The sequence below is a fragment of the Arthrobacter sp. SLBN-83 genome, assembly GCF_006715285.1.
In the GTDB taxonomy this organism is placed as follows: Bacteria; Actinomycetota; Actinomycetes; order Actinomycetales; family Micrococcaceae; genus Arthrobacter.
The window spans coordinates 2,638,785-2,658,491 of sequence record NZ_VFMX01000001.1; the positions used below are offsets into that span (position 1 = coordinate 2,638,785).

The 19,707-nt window shown below is 61.9% G+C and carries 22 protein-coding genes; 3 read left to right on the forward strand and 19 right to left on the reverse strand.

Annotated elements, in window-relative coordinates:
• Positions 1-4: 4 nt before the first annotated feature.
• The 16 genes from FBY30_RS12305 to FBY30_RS12380 all read right to left on the reverse strand — a co-directional run bounded on the left by FBY30_RS12305 (position 5) and on the right by FBY30_RS12380 (position 14,489).
• A complete protein-coding gene (locus FBY30_RS12305) occupies positions 5-1,480 on the reverse strand; it encodes a CpaF family protein (protein WP_142133106.1) in 1,476 nt (491 codons plus the stop codon).
• On the reverse strand, positions 1,480-2,673 hold the full coding sequence (locus FBY30_RS12310; RefSeq protein WP_142133107.1) for an AAA family ATPase: 1,194 nt from the start codon (positions 2,671-2,673) through the stop codon (positions 1,480-1,482). The genes FBY30_RS12305 and FBY30_RS12310 overlap by 1 nt, the downstream gene beginning before the upstream one ends.
• A complete protein-coding gene (gene cpaB / locus FBY30_RS12315) occupies positions 2,670-3,419 on the reverse strand; it encodes a Flp pilus assembly protein CpaB (protein ID WP_235009433.1) in 750 nt (249 codons plus the stop codon). Before cpaB (FBY30_RS12315) ends, FBY30_RS12310 begins: the two co-directional genes overlap by 4 nt.
• A 24-nt stretch (positions 3,420-3,443) precedes the next feature.
• Positions 3,444-4,472 carry a TadE/TadG family type IV pilus assembly protein gene (locus FBY30_RS12320; protein WP_268815696.1) on the reverse strand — a complete coding sequence of 343 codons (1,029 nt, stop codon included), beginning with the start codon at positions 4,470-4,472 and terminating at the stop codon, positions 3,444-3,446.
• A gap of 8 nt (positions 4,473-4,480) precedes the next feature.
• Positions 4,481-4,855, reverse strand: coding sequence for a TadE/TadG family type IV pilus assembly protein (locus tag FBY30_RS12325; protein WP_142133108.1), 375 nt, complete (start codon positions 4,853-4,855; stop codon positions 4,481-4,483).
• An 88-nt stretch (positions 4,856-4,943) separates the two neighbouring features.
• Positions 4,944-5,153, reverse strand: a complete 210-nt coding sequence (locus FBY30_RS12330; RefSeq protein ID WP_142133109.1) for a Flp family type IVb pilin — start codon at positions 5,151-5,153, stop codon at positions 4,944-4,946.
• A 263-nt stretch (positions 5,154-5,416) separates the two neighbouring features.
• Positions 5,417-6,301 (reverse strand): type II secretion system F family protein, encoded by an 885-nt coding sequence (locus FBY30_RS12335; protein ID WP_142133110.1) that lies wholly within the window; start codon positions 6,299-6,301, stop codon positions 5,417-5,419.
• A gap of 9 nt (positions 6,302-6,310) precedes the next feature.
• On the reverse strand, positions 6,311-7,252 hold the full coding sequence (locus tag FBY30_RS12340; RefSeq protein WP_142133111.1) for a type II secretion system F family protein: 942 nt from the start codon (positions 7,250-7,252) through the stop codon (positions 6,311-6,313).
• A gap of 4 nt (positions 7,253-7,256) precedes the next feature.
• Positions 7,257-8,729 carry a CpaF family protein gene (locus FBY30_RS12345; protein WP_142133112.1) on the reverse strand — a complete coding sequence of 491 codons (1,473 nt, stop codon included), beginning with the start codon at positions 8,727-8,729 and terminating at the stop codon, positions 7,257-7,259.
• Positions 8,726-9,925, reverse strand: a complete 1,200-nt coding sequence (locus tag FBY30_RS12350; RefSeq protein ID WP_142133113.1) for an AAA family ATPase — start codon at positions 9,923-9,925, stop codon at positions 8,726-8,728. The genes FBY30_RS12345 and FBY30_RS12350 overlap by 4 nt, the downstream gene beginning before the upstream one ends.
• Positions 9,922-10,698 (reverse strand): Flp pilus assembly protein CpaB, encoded by a 777-nt coding sequence (gene cpaB, locus FBY30_RS12355; RefSeq protein ID WP_142133114.1) that lies wholly within the window; start codon positions 10,696-10,698, stop codon positions 9,922-9,924. The genes FBY30_RS12350 and cpaB (FBY30_RS12355) overlap by 4 nt, the downstream gene beginning before the upstream one ends.
• Positions 10,699-10,754: 56 nt before the next feature.
• Positions 10,755-11,801: a pilus assembly protein TadG-related protein gene (locus tag FBY30_RS12360; protein ID WP_442858284.1), complete on the reverse strand. Its 1,047-nt coding sequence runs from the start codon at positions 11,799-11,801 to the stop codon at positions 10,755-10,757.
• Entirely contained in the window at positions 11,789-12,196 is a 408-nt protein-coding gene (locus FBY30_RS12365) for a TadE/TadG family type IV pilus assembly protein (RefSeq protein ID WP_142133116.1), read from the reverse strand. The genes FBY30_RS12360 and FBY30_RS12365 overlap by 13 nt, the downstream gene beginning before the upstream one ends.
• Before the next feature lie 112 nt (positions 12,197-12,308).
• On the reverse strand, positions 12,309-12,503 hold the full coding sequence (locus FBY30_RS12370) for a Flp family type IVb pilin (RefSeq protein ID WP_142133117.1): 195 nt from the start codon (positions 12,501-12,503) through the stop codon (positions 12,309-12,311).
• A gap of 873 nt (positions 12,504-13,376) precedes the next feature.
• Positions 13,377-13,571: a Flp family type IVb pilin gene (locus FBY30_RS12375; protein ID WP_235009435.1), complete on the reverse strand. Its 195-nt coding sequence runs from the start codon at positions 13,569-13,571 to the stop codon at positions 13,377-13,379.
• Between the two features lie 279 nt (positions 13,572-13,850).
• Positions 13,851-14,489, reverse strand: coding sequence for a prepilin peptidase (locus FBY30_RS12380; protein ID WP_142133118.1), 639 nt, complete (start codon positions 14,487-14,489; stop codon positions 13,851-13,853).
• Positions 14,490-14,811: 322 nt separating this feature from the next.
• Here FBY30_RS12380 and rplM point away from each other — a divergent pair, with 322 nt between their 5' ends.
• The 3 genes from rplM (at position 14,812) to glmM (ending at position 17,334) form a co-directional block, all read left to right on the forward strand.
• Complete coding sequence (rplM, locus tag FBY30_RS12385; RefSeq protein ID WP_015937805.1) at positions 14,812-15,255, forward strand: 50S ribosomal protein L13; 444 nt, start codon at positions 14,812-14,814, stop codon at positions 15,253-15,255.
• Positions 15,256-15,293: 38 nt separating this feature from the next.
• Positions 15,294-15,797: a 30S ribosomal protein S9 gene (rpsI, locus tag FBY30_RS12390; RefSeq protein WP_142133119.1), complete on the forward strand. Its 504-nt coding sequence runs from the start codon at positions 15,294-15,296 to the stop codon at positions 15,795-15,797.
• 175 nt (positions 15,798-15,972) lie between these two features.
• Complete coding sequence (gene glmM / locus FBY30_RS12395; protein WP_142133120.1) at positions 15,973-17,334, forward strand: phosphoglucosamine mutase; 1,362 nt, start codon at positions 15,973-15,975, stop codon at positions 17,332-17,334.
• Positions 17,335-17,425: 91 nt separating this feature from the next.
• Here glmM and FBY30_RS12400 read toward each other — a convergent pair whose 3' ends face one another.
• The 3 genes from FBY30_RS12400 to FBY30_RS12410 form a co-directional block, all read right to left on the reverse strand.
• A complete protein-coding gene (locus FBY30_RS12400; protein ID WP_160141468.1) occupies positions 17,426-18,088 on the reverse strand; it encodes a methyltransferase family protein in 663 nt (220 codons plus the stop codon).
• A 329-nt stretch (positions 18,089-18,417) separates the two neighbouring features.
• Positions 18,418-18,822: a large conductance mechanosensitive channel protein MscL gene (mscL, locus tag FBY30_RS12405; RefSeq protein WP_142133122.1), complete on the reverse strand. Its 405-nt coding sequence runs from the start codon at positions 18,820-18,822 to the stop codon at positions 18,418-18,420.
• Positions 18,823-18,846: 24 nt separating this feature from the next.
• Positions 18,847-19,707 (reverse strand): M15 family metallopeptidase, encoded by an 861-nt coding sequence (locus tag FBY30_RS12410; protein WP_142133123.1) that lies wholly within the window; start codon positions 19,705-19,707, stop codon positions 18,847-18,849.

The window sequence follows — 19,707 nt, forward strand, 5'->3', positions numbered from 1 at the left end:
GTCCCTACTTCGCGCCGGGACCCAGCGGGGTGGCAAATACCGCGGGGGACACATGGATGCCCAGGTCCTCGAACCGGTCGATGAACCTCGGCCGGATGCCCGTGGCAACCGGGCGGCCAAGGAACCGTCCCTGGGCGTCCACGCCTGCGGAATAGTCGAAGACGAAGGCGTCCTGCAGGGTTACGATGTCGCCTTCCATGCCCTGCACCTCGGTGACGTGGGTGATGCGGCGGGAGCCGTCGCGGAGCCTGGAGATCTGGACGATGAGGTTCACGGCGGAGGCGATCTGCTCGCGGATGGCGCGCAGCGGCAGGTCCATGCCGGCCATCAGCACCAGGGTTTCGAGGCGGGCCACGGCGTCGCGGGGGGAGTTGGAGTGCACGGTGGAAAGGGAACCGTCGTGGCCGGTGTTCATGGCCTGCAGCATGTCCAGGGACTCGCCGCCACGGACCTCACCCACCACGATCCGGTCGGGACGCATACGGAGGGAGTTGCGGAGAAGTTCGCGGATGGTCACCGCGCCCTTGCCTTCGGTGTTCGGCGGGCGGCTCTCCAGCCGGACTACGTGGTCCTGCTGGATCTGCAGCTCCACGGCGTCCTCGATGGTGACAATGCGTTCGTCGTGCGGGAGGAATGAGGACAGGACGTTGAGCAGCGTGGTCTTTCCCGTGCCGGTACCGCCGGAGACGATGATGTTCAGCTTGGCTTTGACGCAGGCGTTCAGCAGTTCGGCCATCTCCGGCGTCAGGGTGCCGAAGTCGATCAGGTTGCGGACCGTCAGCGGCGTCTTGCTGAACTTACGGATGGTCAGCGAGGAACCGCCCACGGCCAGCGGCGGGATGACGGCGTTGACACGGGAGCCGTCCTCAAGGCGCGCGTCCACCAGCGGGGAGGACTCGTCGATGCGGCGGCCCACCTTGGACACGATGCGTTCGATGACCTTGCGCAGGTGCTCCTCGGAGCTGAACCGGGACTCGGTGAGCGTGAGCTTTCCCTTGCGTTCCACGTAGATCTGGTCCATCCGGTTGACCATGATTTCCGTGACGGCGGGGTCGTCCAGCAGGCGCTGGAGGGGCCCGTAGCCCAGCACGTCGTCGGCAACGTCCTGGACCAGGCGGGTGCGTTCCTCAGGGGTCAGCGGCACCTGTTCGGCGTCGACGATGCGGGTGAGCTCCTCCTTGGCGGTGCTCCGCAGCTCCTGCTCGGTGACGGCGGCATCGTTGAAGCGCGTTCCCATGCGCTCGAACAGGGCGGTGGCCGCCCTGTCCTTCATGGCTGCGAAGACGTCCACCTTGGGTGCCGTGGGCACCTGCTGCGCGCCGGCGTCGTGCGTTGACTGCACGACGGCGGCATGCGCCGGAAGGTGCCGTTCGGTGCTTTCCGCGGGGGCCGGCGAAGGGGCCGGGCGCGGGGACTCGAGCAGTGCGGTGCCGGACGACTGGCGGCTTTGGGCCGCGTTGATGCGTTCGGAGAGTTTCATCAGATAACCACCCTTCGGTGAAGCTTCCGCTGGGTCTGGGTACGCCACGCCGGGTTGAAGCGCTCCACCAGCTGGCGGAGGCTTTTCACGGCGGGGTCTTTCTTCGATTCCTGGAGGACGGGGATGCCGCGGTTGGTGGACAGCGCCACGGCACGTGAGCGGGGGACGCTGACGTCCACGGGCGCGCCGATGGTGGATTCGACGTCCTGGACGTTCAGGCCTGCCTTGGCATCGGCCATGTTCAGGACCACGTGGCGGGATTCGGGCATGATGTCCAGCTGGCGGAGGACTTCCAGGCCGGAGCGGAGGCCGCGCAGGCTGGGGATGTCCATGGCGCTGACCCACACAACGTCGGTGCACTGTTCCATGGCGGCGAGGCCGATTTCCGGCATCCCGGGGGCTGTATCTATGACCACGTACTGGAATTCCTGGGCCAGCTGTTCCAGCAGGTGGCTGACCTGTTCCGGAGTGATGTGGTCCGCGTCCACGGGGTTGGGCGGGGCGCACAGGGCGTAGATGCCGGCGGGATGCACGGTGAGGAAGGCCTTGAGGACCAGGGGGTCCTGGGCGGCCGCCGGGGTGACGGCGTCCGTAACCGTGTGCTGCGGGTCGAGATAGAGGCCGGAGGCGACGTCCCCGAACTGCAGGTCCAGGTCCACGATGACCACGCTCATGGGCGCGATCTGGCCCAGGCCGATGGCGATGTTGGTGGCCAGCGTGGTTTTGCCCACGCCGCCCTTGGGGGAGAAGACGCCGATGACCAGGCCCCTGCCGTTTTCTGCCTGCTGCTGTTCGGGACCGCGGTGGCGGGTGGCGAAGGACTGGCAGGCGCGCTCCAGCAGGACCCTGATTTCAGCCGCGTCCGCCTGCGGGCTGAGGATGTCACGGATGCCGGCGCGCATGGCGTGCAGCAGGAAGTCCGGGTCCACGTCGCTGACCAGGACCAGGCTGAGGCCGGGGAGCTGGACGTCGAAGACCTTGGCGAACCGCAACGCCTCTTCGTAAGGAACGTCCGGGCCGATGATGAGGACCTCGGGCTGCTCCTGGTTGAGGAGGCCGAACAGTTCCGCCGGGCCTGCGGGGAGGATGTCACTGGCGATGGTCTGCACGCTGCCGCGCAGGCCGTGGGCGACGGCGGCGCGCAGCTTCTGGTCGAACTCGGCGTTGGGGGAGAGGAGGACGAAACGGCTCATTTGTACACGTTGTCCTTCCTGGCGATGAAGCCGCCGTTGTCCTGGGCGTCGAGGGGTTCCTTGGTGAGCCAGAGGTCACCGTTGTTGGAGGAGTAGATGATCTTGGTGGCGTCGATGTCGTTGACTGCCACGGTGATCATGAACGATCCCTGCGGGAGGGTGGTGTCTTGGGGGTTGCTGCCGTCGGTGGGCTTTGCGGTTGCCTGCGGTGCCCGCTGGACGGCTGTGACCAGGACCTTACGGAGGGTGAGCTGGGTGGTGGGCTCGCCAGGCTTGCTCTTGTCCGCGCCGGGAGGAAAGCTGAACCCGATGCCGATGTGGTCTCCGGCTTCAAGGCGCCCGCCTACTACCCTTTTTGGCTCCAGCTCGAAGGTGACTTCCTGCAAGCCGGCCGGCACCTTGGCCGCACTGCTGCTCTTCGCATCGGATGGTGCAACGAGACGTTCGGCGAGGAGCTGTTCGCCGGGGACCAGGTCCACCGCGGCAACGGTTCCCCCCTTACCATCCAACGACGTGAGGGCGGTTGCGGCTACACCGGCCGCGGGAACGTCCTCAATGACCAGTGAGGCAGTCATGTCATTCACCGGCGTTCCGGCGGGGATGGCTTTTTGGACGACCAGCACTTTCTTGGGGTTGGTAGTGGCCATCGCGCGTGCGTCGGCACCGTTCGCGTAGACAATGATGAGAAGGGCTCCCACAAGCGCCAGGGCTACGGCGGCCGTGCCGGCGAGCATGCGAGATTTCACGTTGTTCTCCTGATGGGGGTAGTGCTAGAGGCCGAGACGGACGATGGTGGCGCCGTACGGGTCAACGGGCCCAAGGGTGTAACCGTCGGCAAGCGACACGTAGGTCACGAACCTGCCGATCACGCCTCGGCAGTTCCCGGTGCATTGGGTTGCCGTGGTCACGCCGGTGGTCGTGGACTTGGCGCTTTGGAATTCATAGGGAAGCCCTGTGCCGCCGCTGAACCTCCAGCCCGTCACATCGAATGCAGCAAATGAAATGAGGCTGTAGATTGCTCCGTTGCCGGTGCCGGTAATTTGGTTGTATACGGGGAGCAGGACGATAACTTTTCGCCCAGCCGTAATGTCGGCGCCCCACTTGTTCAGCGTGGCGTCGCAGTTACTTGGAGCATTGTTTCCGGGATCGCTGCCGCCTTCGCTCACCGCGAGGTCGATGGTGGCACCGCACTTACCGGTGTCTTGCTTCAACCATCCATATCCTCCGGCAACAGCCGCGCCGGAGGGCCCGTAGTTGCAGGAGGCATTGGCATTTTGACCGTGATCCTGGAGGAGTTGAATGGCGCCGTCCACATAACCCTTGACTTGGCAGATGGAGAAGGCGAGGGGGAACGCTGTTGTTCCGGCCTTGGGGCTGCCCCAGACGGCGGACGACCTGGCCCCCACCTTCGCCGTCGGAATTCCCAGGACGTCAGCGAAAAAGAGCGAGACAGAGTCGGGGGGTGCGCCGTTCTCTGCGGCGGTTGTATTTACGACCACCTTGCGGCCTGTCGTGTCCAAGGCAATGGAGCGGACGTTGCTGCTGCCATCCAGCGCATTCTGGTTGGCAAGCGTGGCGGCCAACGTTGATGTGGTGCATTGGGTGTCCGCGGAGTTCCGGGCGCATTTTTGGGCGACACCTATGGCGGCAGCGTCTGCGCCGTTCTGCAGTTGGGCGTGCTCCGAATACAGCACTCCTACGTCGACAGCAATGGCCGCGGAGCCGAGCAGGACCACCAGCATGATGGCGACGATCACTGAAATGGCGCCGCGTTCGTTCGTAGTCTTGCCGGCTTGCAAGACTGCATTCAGCCGCCGCACAGCATGACTCCTTTGCCTGTCATCGCGAACGGCCCGGCAATTCCGGTGATGGTGGCAAGTGTGTACTTGACGGTGACCGTCACTTGGGTGCCTGTGCTGCACGTGGTGGGGCTCACGGTGACGGCTGATGAGGGAAGGGTTGAACTTACCGATGCTGCAGCGTTTTGAACTGCGGTTGCGGCAGCGGTGGGGCTGTTGTTGATGGCCATGACACGCACGCCCTCCCGGGCCGCGTTGGTCAGGGTGATTTGGGCGTTGTAGGCCCGGCCGAACTCAATGGTCCCCAGCACAAGCGTCAAGAGGAGGGGCAGCAGGATCGCGAATTCGACGGCGGCCGCGCCGCGTTCCGAATCACGTTTCACCTGCTGCACCTCCTCTTGGATTGCTTGTTTCTGCCGGGCAGAGTATGGCCGTTTCGATATGGGGTCCGGAACGGCGCGCGGGGTGGTACTACGGGGTGGCGACTGCGGTCGCGCCGCCAGTGGGGGAAACTTTTCCTGCCACATTGTTGAAGAGTCCCGTGAGGTTGTTGCCGAGCAGCGAAACGGCGACGATGATGACAACGGCGATGAGGGCGACCATGATGCCGTATTCGACGGCGGTTGCGCCCTTTTCGCTGTTGCGGAGGCGAATCATGAAGTTGGTGTAGAGAGAAAGCATTCTGTACTCCTGAGCGAGACGGATTGGCTGGCCCTGCACCAGCACTGAATCGAAGTTAGCAACGCTTGATCCGGCGTTGACCCGATCTTGCAACATCCTGCGCAAAGCCTTTGCGCCGTGCACACTTCCTGCGCTTTTCCTTGGCTTTTAGCGGGCTGAAGCTGGGCTTTCCCTACTTGCAGGCACACAAAAAGGACCCCCTCGGTTCTGGGTGCCGAGGGGGTCCGGTCTAATGGCGCCTCGAGGCGCGTTACTTGCTTCTTTCAAACACGGCTGAAGGCCTCGATGATGTTGACGGCGGCTGGCCCCAACAGAACGATGAACAGCACGGGAAAGATGAAGAAAATCAGGGGGAACAAGACCTTCACCGGGAGCTTCATCGCTTTTTCTTCTGCACGCTGCCGGCGTTTTACGCGGGCATCTTTGGCCTGTGCACGGAGGACTTTGGCGATACCGATGCCATACTTATCGGCCTGCACGACTGCCCTTACGAAGCCCTTCAAGTCCTGCACTGAAGTCCTGGCGGCCATCGCCTCGTAGGCTTCGTGCCGGGGCCTGCCAACTTGAATATCCTGCAAGGTACGCACTAGCTCTTGGGCCAGAGGTCCTCCGCCATAGGAGCCTGCCCGGGCCATAGCTGATTCGAAGCCAAGCCCAGCTTCCACAGAGATCAGCATTTGGTCCAGGGTGTTGGGCAGTTCCAGCTCAATCTCTTCCTGCCGCTTGATCGCCTTGTTGTAGACCAGCAGATCCGGGACAAAATAGAAGAAAATCATCATAAAGATCGCCACTGCGACGTTCATCGAAGTAAACGAGTTGGTGAGTACGACGATTCCTGCCAGCGCACCGGCAAGGGACAGTAGAGGTTTGGAGACGATCAACTTATCCAGCGGCATGGACGCCGGACGTCCGGCCAATGAAAGCCAGTGGTCCAGTTTGGCCTCGTAGCTGCCTGGCGTAAGTCTTTTTGATATTCCCAGGAGCACGGGCGCCTGATGTACGGCCTCGCGACCTCCAACGTTGAAGCCGCGCGCAAGGTTTCCCCGGATCGCGAGGGCCCCTTTTCGGTCCAGTGTGGCCCAAGACCACACGAAATAGGTGAGAGGAAGGATAACCGTGGCGATAATCAACCAAGCGATTGGAGTCATGTTTGATCCTTAGAACTTGATCTTGACGATGCGGCTCATCCAGAAGCCGCCGATGATGAACATCAGTGCACTGAGGCCCAGCAGGAACCAGCCGATCGGTTTCTGGACAAAGACGTCCAAGTAGCCCGGGTTGACCATTCCGACGAAGAACGCGACCCCAACCGGCAACGCCATAAGTATGTAAGCGGACATCTTCCCTTCCGCGCTTAGTGACCGCACGTGACCCTTGATTTCGCTGCGCTCGCGGATCGTGCCGGCGACTTGGTCCAGGACTTCCGCGAGGTCTCCGCCGACTTCGCGGTTAATCTGGATGGCCTGCCCAATCCACCGGAAATCTTCGCTGTCCATCCGAGTGGCGGAGTCATCGATCGCTTCCCGGGCATCTTTGCCGATTCGTGTCTCGTTGACGATCCTGGTCAGTTCCTCGGATGTGGGCGCCTCGGACTCGCTTGCTGCGGCTTCGATTGCCCGCATAACGCTGTGGCCGGCACGCAACCCACCTATCAGCATTTGGATGGAGCCGATCAGTTGCGCATCGAATTTACTCCGGCGCTTGTCCCGTCGAACTGTGAGCACCAACCTTGCCACGAACGGCGTCGCCACCGCTAGCAGGATTCCGAACCCGAGATTGGTAGCGAGGCTGGAAAGCAGGCCAACAGCTACGGTCACCGCGGCTACGAAGGCGCTGAATTCTGCAGGCGTCATTTTCACGCCGGCGTTATAGAGAAGCTCGCGGCTGAAGGGGCCGCCGGACTTCCCGATCAAGCCGTCCATCGCGTTGGCCGCTGATTCCGAAAATCTTGACAGCGTGGACGGATCCGGCTGCCCGTCAGGCCTGCGGCGCTGGAGCGGAATGGCGGCATACCGGGGCCTGAGGACAACTATCACCAGGATCAGCAGGGCGCCAAAGCACAGACTGATGGCGCCGGCGAAAACCAGGGGCGAGTCCATCGGCCTACCTCCTGCCGGCCGGAACAGCGGCCCCGAACACGGCTGGGGAGACATTGATGCCGAGCTCTGAGAACCGGTCAAGGAACCTGGGGCGGATGCCCGTGGGGATTGGCTTGCCCAGGAATCTCCCGTGCTGGTCAACGCCTGCTGAGTAGTCGAAGAGGAACGCGTCCTGCAGGGTGACAATGTCACCTTCCATGCCTTGGACTTCCGTGACGTGCGTGACCCTGCGGCTGCCATCACGCAGGCGAGTGACCTGGATGATGAGGTCCACTGCCGATGAAACCTGTTCGCGGATAGCCCTCAGGGGCAGGTCCATTCCCGCCATGAGGACCAGAGTCTCCAAGCGGGCAATGGCGTCCCGGGGAGAATTGGCATGAACCGTGGAAAGCGATCCGTCGTGGCCTGTGTTCATTGCCTGCAGCATGTCCAGGGACTCGCCGCCCCGGACCTCGCCGACGATGATGCGGTCCGGACGCATGCGAAGGGAGTTACGGACAAGTTCCCGAATCCCTACAGCGCCTTTTCCTTCAATATTCGGCGGCCGGCTTTCCAATCGGACCACGTGCTCCTGCTGCAACTGGAGTTCCACTGCATCCTCGATGGTGACAATGCGGTCGTCTTCGGGGATGAAGGATGACAGTACGTTGAGCAAGGTGGTTTTGCCTGTACCCGTTCCGCCGGAAACGATGATGTTCAGCCTGGCCTGGACACACGCACTGAGCAATTCAGCCATCTCCGGGGTCAGGGAGCCCCAGTCGATGAGGTTCCGGACTGTAAGGGGTACGTGGCTGAACTTCCTGATGGTCAACGAAGGCCCGTTGACCGCCAGCGGAGGAATGATCGCGTTGACGCGCGAACCGTCCTCAAGCCGGGCGTCCACCAGCGGCGACGATTCATCGATGCGCCGGCCCACCCTCGAAACGATGCGGTCTATCACTTTTCGGAGGTGGTCATCGGAGCTGAATTGCGATCCGGTCAGGCTCAAGTGGCCGTTGCGCTCGATGTAGATCTGGTCGTACTTGTTGACCATAATTTCCGTCACGGACGGGTCCTCGAGCAGCTTCTGCAGGGGACCGTACCCCATGACTTCGTCCGCAATTTCACGGATGAGCCTGCGGCGTTCTTCGGGCGAAAGTGGCACCTGCTCGTCGTCGATGACTGCTGAAAGTTCATCGACGGCTATGGTCCGCAGTTCCTCGTCGGACGACGACGTGTCGCCGAAGCGCGTGCCGAGACGATCAAAGAGTGCCAGGGCAGCCCTTTGTTTGAGCCCGGCAAGCGCGTCGATAGGGGGTGCTGCGAGGTTGCCACCCAGCGGCGAACCTGGAACCGGGGCACCGACCGGAGGAAAGGATGTGCTTTCAGGTTGGGTGCCTGTCTTCGACATTTCAGAGAGCGTACGGCCGTTGGTCGGTGTGGCGTTTGACCCGTCGGAATTGCCTTGAGAGCCAGCGAGCCTATCTGAGAGTTTCATGACACAACCACCCTTCGGTGCAGCTTGGTGCGTGGGGAGGATACCCACTCGGGATCAAACCGATCTACGAGCTTCTTCAGCCCTTTGGCCGCGGCATCCCTCGTCGACGCTTGGAGAACCGGTATGCCGCGATTCGTCGAAAACGGGAGCGTCCGGGAGCGAGGGATGACAGCGTCAACAGGGACGCCAACCGTGGCTTCCACGTCCTGGACCGAGAGTCCGCTTTTGCGGTCCGCAAAGTTGAGGATGGTGTGCCGTCCCTGGGGCATCAGTTGCAGTTCTTTCAGTACTCCAAAGCACTTTCGCAACCCTCGGACACTTGGAACGTCCATCCCGCAGACCCAAACCCCGTCAGTGGCCTGTTCCAACGTGGCGAGGACGTGCTCGCCCAGGCCCGGAGCGGTATCCACCACGACATATTTGAATTCACTGGCCAGTTGCTCGAGCAGCCGGCCTACGTGCTCGCCGGTGATGTAATCGGCTTCAGCCGGAGTCCGGGGAGCACAAAGCGCGTAAATCCCGGCCGGGTGAACGGTTAGGAATGCCTTGAGAACCATGGAGTCCTGGGAGGCGATGCCATGAACGGCATCGGTGATGGAGTGCTCGGGTTCGAGCAACAAACCGGATGCAACATCACCGAACTGGAGGTCCAGATCGACGAGGACGACGCTCATCGGCGCTACTTTGCCCAATCCCACCGCGAGGTTGGTGGCGACTGTCGTCTTGCCAACTCCGCCCTTGGGCGACATGACGGCGATAACCCGGCCCCGTTCCTGCCCTGGGTCCGTGGGCAACGACATTCCCCGCCGGCGGCTGGCAGATGCCAGGCAGGCCCGTTCGAGCAGGACCCTTAGGTCGTTGACCTCGATATCTGGCTTCAACACGTCCCGAATACCTGAGTGCATGGCACGGAGCACCAACTCAGGGGAGGGTTCAGCGACCAGGAGGAGGCTGATCTCCGGATACTGGAGGTCAAAGACGGTCGCCAGTTTCAGCGCGTCTTCTTCGCTGACGCCTGGACCCAGGATAAGAACCTCAGGCGGTGCCCCTGTCAGCTGCCGGAATACGTCCTCCGGCCCTCCCGACAGAATGGCCGGGCTGAGTGTTTCCAGATCTCCATGGAGGGCAGTTGATACCGCTTCCCGCACTCGGGACTCGAAGTCCCGCACCCCGGTTATGGCTACAAAGCGACTCACCGGTACAGCCCACCAAAGGTCGTGACGGGAGGCTGCGTCTTGGTGCTCTTGTCGGTCTGCTTCGAGAGCCACAGTGTGCCGTATTCCGCCCCGAAGACCATCTTTGCGGCGTCCGCGTCGCTCCTGGCCACCGTCACAAAGGCAGAACCATTCGGCATGGCCACCGTTGAATCACCGGAGGAGTTGGACGGGCTCTTGCTGTCATCGGGTGCGGCTTTTTGGACGGCAGTGACCAGCACGTCGTGGAACAGCAGCCCGGTGGACTGCTTCCAGCCCTTCACTTCGGCTGGGACATTGGCGTCGGCGGGCATGTTGTCGTCAGTTTTGAACGAGCTGTACACCGTAACCACGTCTCCGGCTTCCAGGCGGCCGCCCAGGATCCGCTCCGGGGCCAGGAGGAATGTAACCTCCTGAAGGCCGTCCGGCACAGGCACGGTGCCCGGTACCAGTTCCTTCGGGTCCACCAGCTTTGGTGCAAGCAGCTGTTCGCCGGGTTGCAGGGCGGAGGCGGTAACACGTCCCGTCTGGCCATCCAGGCTTTCCAGTGCAGCTGCCGGAACGGCAGACTGCGGAAGCTCTTCGACCTTGACCTTGCCGCCCAAGTCTTCAACCTTGGTGCCGGCAGGGACGGCCTCCTTGACGACAAGAACTTTCACGGGGTTGAGCCCCTGTGCAGCTCTAGCGTCGGCGCCCTGGACATAGACGACCAACAGGGCAGTTCCAATGATTGCCAGCACCAGTGCTGCAATGCCTCCCAGTAGGCGAGATTTCACTGTGGGTACTCCTTTGCAATGGGTTTGTGTCGATTAGCGGGGAACGTCCCGCGCGGTTAGTTCTTGAGGTACACCTCGGAGCCGCCGTAGTTGGGAATGTTGCTCGTAGACAACCCCTCGGCAAGGGACACAAAGCGAGTGAAGTACCCCTGGACTGCACGGCAGTTTCCACTGCAGGCTGGCGCAAGCGGGTCGAGGTCCTGGACGCTGCCGCTGAACTTGTAGCCAGTGACCTTGAAGGCCAGGAACCCCACAATCGTGTATTGGGTGTTGTTGCCGTTGTTGAGCGAGACAGCCGATGAAAAGACAGGAACCAAGACTGTCGTGCCCTTAATAGTGGATGGCATGCTGGAGCATACGTTTGGCAGGGAAATTCCAGGTTTGCTGCCGACAACGGCGGTACCGGCATCGATCGTGGCGGAGCAGTCAGTGCCAGCGTCGAGCCAACCGAAGCCTCCCGGTGCATATCCGTTCTGGGCCGCGCAGCCCGGGTACGGGGGTGTGTTCTCGTCGTAACGAAGCGTGAGGTGGTTAGGGATGGGATCTCCGGTGAAGGTTCCCGTTGAGTTGAACTCCGCCAGCTGTGAGGCGGTGAGGTTCTTCTTGAAGACGCAATCGCTCATGGTCCACGGGAAGCTGGTGGCACCGGAGACTGCGCCCCAGGACGCTTCCGCGGTCGCGCGGATCTGCGTGGTGTTGAAACCCATTACGCGGGCAAAGAACAGGCCAAATCCGTCAGTCGTTGATCCGGCCGCCCGGGCCTTTGTTTCTACGTGGACCGTAGTCGAGTTGGGAAATGTGACTGTGGATCCGCTGGTGCCGTCATTGGCATTGCTGTTCGCAAACAGGTTCCCGGTTCCGGACGAATCCCCGCAGGAGCCTTTGGCGCACTGATTCGCAACTGCCAAGGCCGCCGAGTCCGCTCCGTTCTGTAACTGAGCCTTTTCGGCGTACATGGCTCCGACATCCACGGCCAAGGCCGCAAAGCCGAGGAGGACGACTAAAACGAGTGCCACAACAACAGCTGCGGCGCCTCGCTCATCCCCTTCTCCCTGGGAGGTCCGTTGCTCACTGCGCGCTCGCATGTGATCTATCCGCCGCATCTCATAACTCCTACTCCTGTGAGGGTCATCGGAAAGATGCCCGGGGCGCCGAAGAAGCCGGCATCCAAAAATCCCGAGAGTGAAGGCAATGTCACCCTGGTGGTCACTGTCACGTTGGCACCGGCCGCACAGCTGCCTGCGTTGTTCGTTACGGCAACGGGGAGGCCGGAAAGCGATGGCGCGGCGGCCAGGGTAGCTGACGTCACGTTCAATCCGGGATCTTGATAGTGGATGGCGGCGTAGCGTGCGCCCTCCCTCGCAGCCTGGGTCATAGAAATTTGCACATTCAGTACCCGGCCAAATTCGATTGTTCCCATCACTACGAGAAGCAGTAGTGGCAGTAGCATTGCCATCTCGACGGCGACCGCGCCGCGCTCTTTTCGTTTCGCTTTCAAAACCGTCTCCCAGGCCGAATTACGCAAATATGAGGTTTTAGAGGGGCCTCTAATGGAGGCGGCCGGCTCCGAACCCACAGGGGCTTCGAAGCCGGCCGTCTGTCTGGGTGAGCTAGATTCCGGCCGTGATGTTTTGGAACATGCCGCGGATGGCGATGCCCAAAGGGCCGATAGCGACGATGACCACCACTGCGATGAGGGCGACCATGATGCCGTACTCAACCATCGTTGCTCCCTTCTCTTCCCGACCGAAGCGATCCTTGATGCCGGCGATGAAAGCAGTCATTGAGACCATGAGAGAAGTCATTGCATTTTCCTTAATTCGGTGAAATTGGATTTTCCTTTTATTTCAACGAATTTCCAGCTGCCCCCGTAAAGCTTTCAGCGGCTGGACTTCGCTAAGAAGAGATTGTCACTGGGGGGCATGGGCAACAATGCGTAGTAGTACTCGACTTTTTAGCGGTGCCTTAAAGAGCCGTACTCGAATACGGTGCGAAGTACTCAGGCACCTTCTGCAGGCACCCGCCCGACTACTTGTAGTGGTCAATCCTTGAGCGTGCCTGGGCAACGACAGAACAGACCGCCATTGGCGTGGGCGAGATGTAGAAAAGGGGGCGTGGCTTTGCGTGCCCAGGTGGGAGACGGATTTTATCGCCGGGAGCAGCAGGTGCAGGACGCAGATTTGCACGATGATCCGAGAGGTAGATGCTGTTCACTGGCTATCGAGAGCCGGTGAACAGCCCTTTCTCGACGGTCGCGTGGATGTTTATTCTCGGCACGCCCTGGCCTGCATGGTCGTCGACCCGGACACGCGCATACTCTTACGAAGTAGCCGGCGCGAGCAGAACCATGCGGTGCCGAGGTTCGCCGCGGGCCCCCAACGACGAAAGCGCCCAAGGCGTGGCCTCGCCCAGCCGGTGCAAAGGTGAACCGGGAACAAAAGCGAGAGCAAACATGCCTTGGGCGCTGAATCCGTCTGGGAACAGGGCGCGGGCGGCCCCGAAGAACCGCAGAGGTGAGATCGTCAGGCCAGCAAGCCCCGGACCCCGAAGTTGGTCAGGACCCTGGCGGGGCGCGCAGCCTATATGAGGCCTCAATGACGCGTGTTCAGAAACTGGCCCGGGAGAGGCGCTGGCAATGAATCAAGCCAGGTTGCGAGCCAGTCACTGATCAGGATGAACTAGATGCCAGCGGTGATATTTTCGAACATGCCGCGGATGGCAATGCCGAGAGGTCCGATAGCGACGATGACCACCACTGCGATGAGGGCGACCATGATGCCGTACTCAACCATCGTTGCTCCCTTCTCTTCCCGACCCAAGCGTTCCTTGATGCCGGCGATGAAGGCAGTCATTGAGACCATGAGAGAAGTCATTGCATTTTCCTTAATTCGGTGAAATTGGACTTACTTTAGATTTCAACGAATTTCCCAGCTGCCCCCGTAAACTCTTTAGCGGCTGGGCTTCGCTAAGAAGAGATTGTCACTGGGGGGCATGGGCAACAATGGGTAGCGGTACTCGAATTTTTTGGCAGGCGACAAAAGTACGTACTTGAATACGCGGTTGAGTACTCAGTCAGAGTTCAGATGTACCGGTGGGCTACTTGCTGCGGTTGATGCAGCGTGGGCTTGCGGGTCGATAATCGGTTGGGTTTGCTAGCCGATGAAGAACGTGACTGCGGCGAGGGCGCCGAGCATCGAGGGGCCGTGTGGCACTTCGGTGGCTTTATTCCGGCCCTTTTTGCTAAGCGCAAGCACGGTGACCAGGCCATTCAAAATGAACCCTAGGAGGCCGCCATAGAGGAGTTGGCTCCAGCCTAGGTACCCCAAGTAAAGGCCGACAGGCGCAGCGAGCTTCACGTCGCCCATTCCGATGCCACCGGGCGAAATAAGTCCCAAAATCAGGTAACCCGCAAACAAAATGACGGCACCGAGGGCTGCGCGAAGAAAATCATCAGATTGCTTACCAAATATCGATGACAATAAAAGCAGTAAAAGACCGCCGGCCAATAGCATCAGGACGAGGGGGTTGGGCAGCAGGTGGAGTGCTACATCTATGCGTGCCAGCTGCACGCCTAATATCGCAAGGAATAGGAAGGCTGGAAGACCGAAAGTATCCCCAAAATGTAGGGCAAAGGCGGCGCATGCGATACCGGTGACGGCCGCCGTCGTAAGTCGGGTCTGGAAACGTGGCATGTCGCCAAGCCTGGGAAGCAGCCTGGCGATCAGGACCTCGGCGATGGGGGAGAGGATGCATCCTAAGAGGGCGAAACCCAGGACCAGTGGCAAGTCCATGGAGTTCCCGTTTCCCGCTGACAACACTGCATCCCCCTGCTTTGGATTGGGCCGACACGGCCCCAGCGGCCTCCGGCTACCTCATTTTGACCCCGAACCACCTAACGCGCTAATCTTGGTAGTCGTTGTGCGTGTCCTATTCCGATGGTGCGTGCCCGCTTGAGGATCCGGTTGCAGGATAACTACTCAACGTGCACATTCGGAACTTCAGGATGACTGGTTACATGGAGCCCTCACCTCTGTTCCGGTAGCGCGCAGACAGTAGGTGCGCGAGCTAGCGACACCTAAACAAGAACGCCAGAACAAGAACGAGGCAAACACCGTGCGTACGTACACCCCGAAGCCCGGCGATATCAACCGCCAGTGGCACGTCATTGACGCCACCGACGTTGTCCTTGGTCGTCTTGCAAGCCAGACCGCAATCCTGCTGCGCGGCAAGCACAAGGCCACTTTCGCATCCCACATGGACATGGGCGACTTTGTCATCATCATCAACGCCGAAAAGGTAGCCCTGACCGGCGCCAAGCTGGAGCAGAAGCGCGCATACCGCCACTCCGGCTACCCGGGCGGCCTGACCTCCGTCAACTACGCGGAACTGCTGGAATCCAACCCGGTCCGCGCCGTTGAGAAGGCCATCAAGGGCATGCTCCCCAAGAACTCCCTCGCTGCCCAGCAGCTGGGCAAGCTGAAGGTGTACCGCGGTGCTGAGCACCCGCACGCTGCCCAGCAGCCCAAGACTTTCGAAATCACCCAGGTCGCCCAGTAGTCCTGGCCACCAAACAACTTATCTATACAAGGAGAATCGTGGCTCAGAACGAAGAGACCACCGAGGTCGTCGAGGCCGAGGAAAACCTGACCAGCTACACCTCTGAGAGCTCAGCTGCTGAAGCTGCTCCCAAGAAGGAGCGTCCGGCCCTGACCGTTGCCGGCGCAGCTGTTGGCCGCCGCAAGGAAGCCGTTGCACGCGTCCGCGTCGTGCCGGGCACCGGCAAGTGGACCATCAACGGCCGCGAGCTGGCGAACTACTTCCCGAACAAGCTGCACCAGCAGGACGTCAACGAGCCCTTCAAGATCCTTGATCTGGAAGGCGCCTACGACGTCATCGCCCGCATCCACGGTGGCGGCATCTCCGGCCAGGCCGGTGCCCTGCGCCTCGGCATCGCCCGTTCGCTGAACGAGATCGATGTCGAGAACAACCGCCCCACCCTGAAGAAGGCCGGGTACCTGTCCCGCGACGCCCGTGTCATCGAGCGTAAGAAGGCCGGTCTCAAGAAGGCCCGCAAGGCTCAGCAGTACTCCAAGCGCTAAATTTGCTTACGCCGAAGCCCGTCCCGCCGTTTGGCGGGGCGGGCTTTTGCCGTTATAGGAAGCTGCAGCCCCTTGAGCGCGCTTTCTGTCCGCGCTGGACACCCCAAAGCGGCCGGAAACAAGCTGCTGGCCAGCCGTTTAAAGCCGCGGCAACACCATCCTCTACACTTGACCGGTGTCTAGATTATTTGGAACAGATGGTGTCCGGGGGCTGGCCAACGGCCTGCTGACAGCAGAACTCGCCCTGCAGTTGGCCCAGGCGGCCGCCGTCGTGCTCGGTCATGACCGCGCTGCAAACGGAGCTAGGCCCCGCGCCGTGCTGGCCCGTGACCCCCGCGCCAGCGGCGAGTTCATTGCCGCCGCAGTGGAGGCCGGCCTCTCCAGCTCAGGCATCGACGTCTATGACGCAGGTGTCCTGCCCACTCCCGCCGCCGCCTACCTCGTGGCGGATCTGGACGCGGACTTTGGCGTCATGATTTCCGCTTCCCACAACCCGGCGCCTGACAACGGCATCAAGTTCTTCGCCCGCGGCGGCCAGAAACTGCCCGACGAGGTGGAGGACGCCATCGAGGCCCAGATGAGCAAGGAAGCCGTCCGGCCCACCGGAGCCGACGTGGGCCGCATCCAGCGCTTCTCGGACGCCGAAGACCGCTACATCGTCCACCTGCTCCGCACCCTCCCGCACCGCCTGGATGGCCTCACCGTGGTGCTGGATTGCGCCAACGGTGCCGCCAGCGGCTGCTCACCGCAGCTCTTCAAGGACGCCGGCGCAGACGTCATCGTCATCGGTGCGGATCCAGACGGCCTCAACATCAACGACGGTGTGGGCTCCACCCACCTCGGCCCGCTCAAGGAAGCAGTGGTCAAGTACGGCGCCAACCTCGGGGTCGCCCACGACGGCGACGCCGACCGCTGCCTTGCCGTGGACCACGAGGGCAACGAGGTGGACGGTGACCAGATCATGGCCATTCTCGCCGTAGCGCTCAAGAAGTCCGGCAAGCTGAGGGACGACGTCCTGGTGGCCACCGTCATGAGCAACCTGGGCCTCAAGATCGCCCTCCGCGACGCCGGCATCACCATCGTGGAAACCGCCGTGGGGGACCGTTACGTCCTGGAAGGCATGCGCGACGGCGGCTACAACCTGGGCGGCGAGCAGTCCGGCCACGTGATCTTCTCCGACCACGCAACCACGGGCGACGGCCTCCTCACCGGCCTCCAGCTCGCCGCGCAGGTGGCCTTGACCGGGAAGCCGCTCAAGGAACTCGCTACGGTCATGACGAAGCTGCCGCAGGTACTCATCAACGTCAAGGGCGTCGACCGCAGCCGCGTGAGCAGCAACGACGTCCTGGCCCAGGCCGTGGCGGCAGCTGAAGCCGCGCTGGGCGACACCGGCCGCGTCCTGCTCCGCCCCTCCGGCACCGAGCCCGTGGTCCGTGTCATGGTGGAGGCGGCGGACGAGGAAACCGCCCAGTCCATCGCTGAACACCTTGCGCAGGTGGTCCGGACGGAGCTCGCCCTGGAGCTCGCCTCCAACTAGCGCAACAAAGAAATGTGGCCCGCCTCCCAGAAGGGAGACGGGCCACATTCGGTGAGTCGACACGCAGTGCGGGTAGTACCAGGAGTACGCGTCAGAAGAGACCGGGCACGAACCGCGCAGTCCGCAGCTTGTATGCCCCATATTCGGGCAAGTTTTCCGCCAGGAGCTGTTCCTCCTGAATTGCCCGGTACGCCTGGACGGCTGCCAGTAGCACGAGCATTGCCGCCTTCAACAAGGTGGGGCTAAAGCACACCGCCCCAGCCAGAGTGATCATCTCTCCGACGTAGAGAGGGTTACGGATCAGCCGATAGGGGCCATGCTGCACGAGCGTCCTTACCTGGGGCTCGACGCCGAAACTCTTGCCGAGCGTCATCAGGGACCAGACAGTGAAAACCATCCCCAGGGTCATCAGCCCCACCGCAAACAATGCCAGACCTTCCGACACTTCCGACCCGCCCGCAAATGCGAGCAGGAACGGCAGGAAGGTTCCAACGTATGCCGCAACTGTGGGAGCAATGCGTCCACTCCGGGCGCTTGCGGAATTCCTGGTCAAAAGGAAGTAGACCGCCATCAGATAGAAGACAGTCATCAGTACCTGGTAGGAGACTTGCAAACCGGTGACAAAGGCAGAAGTGGAAGCCACCTTCGGGCCTGAAAACAGTGCGGAGACCGCCCACAACAACAAGAGCGCCATGATTGGGACCAGGATTACCCGTTCAATATCAATTGACGCTGACTGCTGGCGAAGTTTCATAAAAGGCCTTCCAGATAGTTGCAGACCCAACATCTGCAGCCAAGGTTCCGCGGCCTCCCCATTAAGGCGGCGGTGCACTGAGCCTAATAGGACTCAGGGACTCAATCGGGGGAATTTCCCATAAATTGTCCCGATCCTGAGCAAACCGCGCTGTTCACCAGGGCATCCGGGCCTTGACGAGAGCGGTGTGGGCCCAGTCCATCGCCCGAACACCTTGCCCAGGTGGTCCGGACCGAGCTCGCATTGGAACTCGCCTCTAACTAGACCCATCAAGAAAAGTGGCCCGCCTCCCAGAAGGAGACGGGCAACTTCGCGTTCAACAGGAAGACTTACAGCGAACGTTCCTTCAGTGCATCCCGGATCTCGGTCAGCAGCGCCACCTGCGGATCCTCGGCGGCATCCTTCTTTACATCCTTATTGATCCCCAGCCGGCGGTTGCGGCGCTCGATCATCAGGTTCATCGGCATCACCACCACAAAATAGATGGCAGCGGCGATCAGCAGGAAGTTCACCACCGCGGTGAGCAGCACCCCGAACTCGATGGCATTGCCGTTCAGCTCAACCCGCGCGAAGCTGTCGAAATTGGGCGCACCTACCAAGCCGGAAACGAAGGGCATCAGCACCTTGTTCACCAGCGCCGTCACCACCGCGCCGAACGCAGTACCCATGACAACGGCGACCGCCAGGTCCACAACGTTGCCCTTCATGATGAAGTTCTTGAATCCACTAAGCATGGACTCCAACCTAGCGCACCGGCATTACAGGTACGCGGGCGCCGCCTCCAGGCCAAAGTACTCTTCCAGAGTACCGATGCCGCGGTTCAACATGTCCGTGGCCGCCTCTACTCCCACGTACCGCAGGTGCCATGGCTCGTAGTAGTACCCCGTGATGGGGTGCAGCATCCACGGATAGCGCACCACGAATCCGAACCGGTGCCCGTTCGCCTTCGCCCATGTGGCCGCCGGCTGGTCGGCGAAGCACGGCTCAAAGCTGCACGCCCCGCCGCCGTCACCAATGTCGAACGCCCACCCCGTCTGGTGCTCCGAGTGGCCGGGCCGCGCGCTGGCGGTGTCCGCGTCGGCCTGTCCGCGCGCCGCGACGTACCCGTGGTAGGTGGTCACCTGCGTGCTGTACGAGCGGTAGCCGCTGGCCAGGACAATTGCCACGCCGTCCCGTGCGGCCGCTGCGAACATCGCCTCGGCCGCTGCCGCCGTCGTGCTGTTCAGGAGCGCTGCTTCACCGGAGGCAGAAATGGCGACGGCGGGACGCACCAGATCAGCCGGCACGTAGTCCGCGGGCTTCAGCGGCCGGTGCTTGTTCACGATCACCCACGGGCTGGCCGGGTCATCGAGCGAGAACTGCCGCGCCAGGGTAGCTGACGGGGAGGGCGTGGGGGACGGCGCCTCCGGTGACTGGCCCACGGTGGCCGTTTCCGCCGTCGTACTGGCCGAAGCAGTAGCGGCGGTAGGGGAGAGGGAAGCGGAGGAAGCAGCGGACGACGACGGCGCCGCCGCCTTGGGTGCCTCCGGGGTGCAGGCAGCCAGGACAGTCAGTCCGGCCCCCGCTGCGAGGAACTGGGCGAAGGTGCGCCGGCTGGGGGAGCCGCATTGGTAGCACAC